This is a genomic window from Lacinutrix sp. YIN62 (genome assembly GCF_057219185.1).
The window spans coordinates 1-5,954 of the sequence record NZ_JBXVVH010000041.1; the positions used below are offsets into that span (position 1 = coordinate 1).

Sequence of the window (5,954 nt, forward strand, 5' to 3'; positions counted from 1 at the left end):
AATTTAACCATGCAGAGATCTTTTTCTAGGGTGTCTTCGTGTTTTTCGTCTAGTTTTACTGTATAGGTAATAAGATCGTCTGGCTTAATGATTTTAGCATCAGTTATGATGCTTTTAATTTTATTTTTTGCTTTCGTTGCTACTGTGGTTGTTGTATTGTTAACTACCGTAGTGAAATTTCCAGCATTGATTCGGTCTTGTTTTTCTAACTGTGCTACAAAATCAGCATAGGTTGTGACTTTATTGTTTATTATTTCTTTTAGATGTAACATAGTTTCGTTTTTTATGATATGTGTAGGTAATCTAGATTGAGATTCAATTTTATTATTCTGTTGCTTGATATAATATTTAAAAAGAGCTTAAGGTTATGAGTGTTTTGATATTATAAACTAATTTTTAAAAAAAGACTTTGCTTCAAAATACGGCAACAACCATTCTGGTGTGATATCTAAAAATGTAGAAAAATCTTGTGCATCTTCTGGACTATCTGTTGAAAAAGCATACCAATCATCTGTTTTATTGAATATGTATTTATATCTATTCTTTTCTTTGGGGAAATAAATTAGAGAATGATATGTAGGAATGTTTTTATATGTTAAGTATACTTTTTTGGTATATATCTCAATAAAATTGACACCTATTTTTTTTGTTATTTCTATATTATAAAACCCATTTTCAACAAGTTTCCTTGCAGCATCAAGTATTTTTTTGTCATTAGTATATTTATCTAAATGTTGTAATTTTATTTCAAGTATTTTATGAGTTGGGGTTGTTATTGCTTCTTGATAGTTTTTGTCAATCGTATCAAAATTGTTCAAAAAGAATTCTTGAATAGTTTTTAGAGTCCCTGATTCATATAATTCATTGTAAATACTAACATTTTCTCTTTCGTTATATATTTTATCAAATTTTACTTTTGTATTTACTATGTTAAATAAAAAAATAAAAAGTATAATTAGAATTATTATAAGAATATATTTTTTAGTTGTCATCTCTTTCAATATTTAAATTATTAGAATCTATAGTACCCGAAAAGCTATAATTAATTGATATTTTGGTTATAAATGGTTTATAGCCTCGTAAATGTTGAAGCATATACCAGCAAATAAACTCTTCCTGATTATAAAATTTATCTCCTAAAATATCAGTTCCATCTAATCCAAAATGATCTAATATCTCTAATTCAAATTTTCCTTGATAAGAATTTTCCTTACGCTTGAATTCATTTAAAAATATATTGTATGCTTGAGTACCATTTACTGAAATACCAAGACCGCTAAATTTATCTGAATAAGCGAGGCTCTTTAACTCCTGAAGACCTATTATTCCTAACAATTCTTCTTCTTTGTCCTGAGAGTTTTCATAATTTTTACTTGTGTATTGCGTTTTTGAATCATTAACTTTCATATCGTTTAATGATTCTATATTTTTGTTTATTTTGCTAGCTAATAAAGGATTAAATCCATTAATAAAATCCAAAGTTCTTTCATGTTTAGCTATGGCTTCTGTTAACCTTTTATCTTCATAGTTATTACTCGTGGAAGTATTAGTTTTAAAAAAATCTACCATAGCAACTAGGTTATCATCTAAATCTCCTCTTGCCCAATCATCCAAATCATTTATTAAGATCTTAAATAATTTTTCATCAGTTTCTTTATTATATTTTTCTATCTGTTCTAGAGCGTATTTAACTCTTTTCTCTTTATTTTTATTATATTCTTCTTTACTATAATTAGAGAACCATCCTTTATGATAACCTAATTCATCATAAGAATTGTTCAATTTCATTTTTAATGTATTCTTTTCTGTAGGAAAAGAGATATTAAGGTTTTTGATATCCTCTCTAGTTAAATCTATACCATTTATTCCTTTAGTTATTCCAGCTCTTCTTACCGATCTAGCAACCAACATTGGAAGCGTTATTATATTTTCTTTTATTCTAGCTTCTACAAAAACGTCTTTATCGGGTAATGGGGTTGTATATGCATAGATTTTAAATTTTTTAGTTGTTTTTTCTATATTAATGGCAATTTTTACTTTATTGTCCACGATTTCTTTTCCTGACAATAAATAAGATGCTTTATCAATAGTATCATTATCATAAGTAACTGCCCATTTTACTTGTTTTGGATTTATTTTTTTTGCAGCCACATTTAGAGTTGCATAATAATAGTACTCGCCACATTGTTCAACGTACTCCTGTAATTGATTTGCATCGTTATAAGGACCTTCTATGGCCGTTACCATAGGTTTTATTAAATCTAATTTTTTTGGAGCTATTGTTGCTCCCATAAAAGGAGATACTTCTACTTTTAAAGTATATGCTGGTTTGCTCATAGTCCTATTTGTTTTTTGATTATTTGCTGAAAGGAGTAACTAGTTATGTTGAATGATAGGATAAAAAAAAGGCTAAATTTTATACAGATAACGATCATCTTTTCTTTGATTTGTTGATTGATTTAATCGGCATAATTTTGATCTCAGGTTGCATTATTTCTAAAGGAATAATCTTTATTGGTAGTGACTCAAGTTTTAGAACAGGTTTTTTAAGTTGATCATAAAGTCTACTTGCTGCTCCATCCTTTAAGTCAATCTTGCCTGTACCAGTATTGGATACCTTTTTTGTTTTAGAGATTTCTTTTAAACGTTCTTCAATCTCTTTTTTTTCTGTATCATTTCCATTTTTGTAAGCTTCTCTATAATGATCATATACTTTAAAAGCCTCCCTAGCTCTAAAAGTATAATCTCGCCTTAATTTCTTACCGTTATGACCTCCATTAAGAGTTCTGGAAGTCCATTCAATATTGTCTTCATCTGCCCAATCTACGGTATATTTATTTTTATATGGATTTCCTTTTTGATAATACCATAATGCAGATTGTACTGCATAGATAACATTATCAGTATCTGAGAGTTTATCAAAATTCCCTGCATGATTTGTTTGGTTTGTTACCTTAGTAAAATCTATATACCCTTCAGGGTCATCGGGAAAAGGATTGTTTTTTCTATAATCAGAAAATGCCTTATAGTTTATTTTCCAAGTGATCTGTTTTAATCCTCTACCTCTAAACATGTATCCATCTCTTGATAATTCAGTTTTATTACCATTTTTATTAGAATAAGCTCTTGACAATGTTTCTTTTCCGAAGGATTGAGCATGTTTAAGTAATACTATATTATAATCTATAACTTCAATTTCTTTTCCTTCTGATATAATCTTTTTATTAATAGTTTTTAGAATTTTTTCTTTGTCATTTTTTTTATCTCTTCTACCGTATAATTCTTTATCATTAACAATAACTTTATTGTCTTTTAGCACTAATTTTAATTGTTCACTAGTTTTTATGATAGTTTTCCCATCTTTGTCGGTAATTTTAAATATTTTGGTCAGATGTTTTTTTAATGAATTTAAGATAGTATCATTAATTTCTTGTTCTCCCGTGAATTTTTTAAAGAGATATAATCCCGAATGATGGTAACTAGTTTTTTCTATAAGATTACTTTCTTTAAAAACCATTTCAGCTCCAATTTGTGCAATAAAATGAGCTTTACGTAAGCAAGTATCTAATTTATATTTTGTTCTATATTTATTAATATATGGGAGGATTTTATTTATAAATTTGATTTGACTATTCGTAAGACATTTATCATTAGATAACGTTTTTTCTATTTGATCTATAGTAATTTCATCACTGCAATAATTACATTTATAAGGTTCTGTATTGGTTACCGTTAATGGTGTATCTTGATATTTTAAGATTTGACCTGCATAACTTACCGATGGTATATAAGTTTTTTTTTGTTTTACTTGTGCTGACATAATTTTAATTTAAACTTATAAATGTTATAAAGTCTTCAGTTAAATAAGGTTTCAATTCTTCAAATGAAAAAAAGAAAGGAGTGTAAGCTCCATGATTGTATCCAGCCATCATTTCATACTGAAGATGAAATTCAACTCCTAGAGTATTACCTTCTTTTGTAATATAACATGAAGGAATCTCTGATATTAAATACTTTCCATTATTAATATATTCATTGAACTCTTCTTTATAATTTTCTTTATTCATTTTGGAATAGTCATCATTATTCAAAATAGATTTTAAATGAGAGTTTATTTCATCCAATAAAAAAGAAGACAAAGAATTTAAGAGTTTGGTTGTTTTTTTATTGAAATTTTTTTTTGTGATAATCTCTTTTCCTGTTATTAAATCAAAATTAAAGGACTCTTGATTAGAGTGAGTAAAACCATCGACTAACCAATTAAGTTTTATGCCTAACATTTTTTTTTCGTTTAGAGTTACATCATATTCAGTATTAATAACTTCCCATCCAGAAATGTCAGTTTCTGTATTGCAATTATTTCTAACAATTTCTTTTAGTCTATGAATGTATTCTTTGTTGCTTATATTTTTGAGGTTTATACTTCGCGTTTCTATATCATAATCAACCAAAAAGCTATTTATACGATCTTCAACAATTTTATTGTCATGTCTAACTTTTAGGAATTGAAAATGATAATATTCTCCAAGAGCTTTACAATAAAGAGAATCATTAATTATTTTATAAGAAACCGAATCAAGAGTAGTATTTACTATATTATTTTTATTAGTATCAGAAATACTAATCTGTTGCGATTTACAGTTTTGTAAGGCTAATAAGCCTAATAACAAAATGAATATATAATTTAATTTCGTCATGATTTATATTACTTTAAAAGTACAATGCCATCAGCATCTACAATTCCTGTTAAAGCGATTCGATTCTGTTTTTATTAATATACGGAAGGATTTTATTTATAAATTTGATTTTACTATTTGTAAACCTTTTATCATTAGATAATATTTTTTCATTTGTTCTTCCATAATTAAAACTATTATTGGGTTAACTTAATTAAAGCTTTAAACTCACTAGTTAAATAGGGTTCTATTTGTTTCATTGAATAAAACTCTGAATCATAAGGTTCACCGAAATATCCTTTTCCTAAATGTTTATAGATTCGGAATTCAATTCCTAGAGTATTTTTTTCTTTTACACCAGACCATTCAGGTATTATAACAATATGCCATTCAGGGAATGACGTTACTTGATATCGTTTACCTGTGATATAATTATAATACTCTTCTTCGTAACTTTTTTTGTCCTCATTAGATAGATAATCAGTATCATTTTTGATCTCTTTTGCATCTGATTTGATAGTATTTAACATTCGAAGAGATAAATCATTGAATAAATCATGTGTATTGTCATTGAAAACTTCTTCAAGAGTGAATTTTTGACCTGTATTGAGATTGAATTCAAAGTTTTCAAAGGTTTCTTTAGAAGCTCCTTTATAGATATGACTAGCTTTGATTCCAAGTAGTTTTTTTTGATTTAAGATAATTTCATAATTAATTGCTACATCAAAAACTCCTATTTCACTAATGTCTTCATTACCATTACAATTCTTAGAAATTAACTGCTTTAAAATTTTGCTATATTGATTATAATCAATGCTTTTGAAATTTATATCACGTAATGAGGCATCATAATCAACCAAAAAGCTATTTATACGATCTTCAACAATTTTATTGTCATGTCTAACTTTTAGGAATTGAAAATGATAATATTCTCCTAGAGCTTTACAATAAAGAGAATCATTAATTATTTTATAAGAAACCGAATCAAGAGCAGTATTTACTATGTTGTTTTTATTAGTGTAAGAAACACTAATCTGTTGCGATTTAAAGTTTTGTAAGGCTAGTAAGCCTAATAACAAAAGGAATATATAATTTAATTTCGTCATGATTTATATTACTTTAAAAGTATGGATATGCAACAAAATTTTAGACTTTAAGTTGAATGACTATGCAGCCTGATTGTTGTTATACATATTTAATTCAAATTCATTAATAGTTTTATACCCTAAATAGGAGTGTCTTCTTCTCTTGTTATACCAAGTTTCTATCCATTGGAAT

At 26.7% G+C, this 5,954-nt stretch carries 6 protein-coding genes; all 6 read right to left on the minus strand.

All coding sequences use genetic code 11. From position 1 onward, the window contains the following. Positions 1 to 272: hypothetical protein (locus tag AC2D8I_RS15655; protein WP_484707006.1), on the minus strand; the 272-nt coding region annotated here is incomplete at its 3' end. Positions 273 to 389: 117 nt separating this feature from the next. Continuing rightward, the gene (locus AC2D8I_RS15660; RefSeq protein WP_484707008.1) at positions 390 to 992 is read right to left on the minus strand and encodes a hypothetical protein; all 603 of its coding nucleotides are present in this window, start codon (positions 990 to 992) and stop codon (positions 390 to 392) included. After that, entirely contained in the window at positions 982 to 2,337 is a 1,356-nt protein-coding gene (locus AC2D8I_RS15665) for a DUF3289 family protein (protein ID WP_484707010.1), read from the minus strand. The genes AC2D8I_RS15660 and AC2D8I_RS15665 overlap by 11 nt, the downstream gene beginning before the upstream one ends. A 94-nt stretch (positions 2,338 to 2,431) precedes the next feature. Next, positions 2,432 to 3,820 (minus strand): hypothetical protein, encoded by a 1,389-nt coding sequence (locus AC2D8I_RS15670; RefSeq protein WP_484707012.1) that lies wholly within the window; start codon positions 3,818 to 3,820, stop codon positions 2,432 to 2,434. 4 nt (positions 3,821 to 3,824) lie between these two features. After that, positions 3,825 to 4,697 (minus strand): hypothetical protein, encoded by an 873-nt coding sequence (locus AC2D8I_RS15675; protein WP_484707014.1) that lies wholly within the window; start codon positions 4,695 to 4,697, stop codon positions 3,825 to 3,827. Between the two features lie 176 nt (positions 4,698 to 4,873). Further along, positions 4,874 to 5,782, minus strand: coding sequence for a hypothetical protein (locus tag AC2D8I_RS15680; protein ID WP_484707016.1), 909 nt, complete (start codon positions 5,780 to 5,782; stop codon positions 4,874 to 4,876). Positions 5,783 to 5,954: the final 172 nt, after the last annotated feature.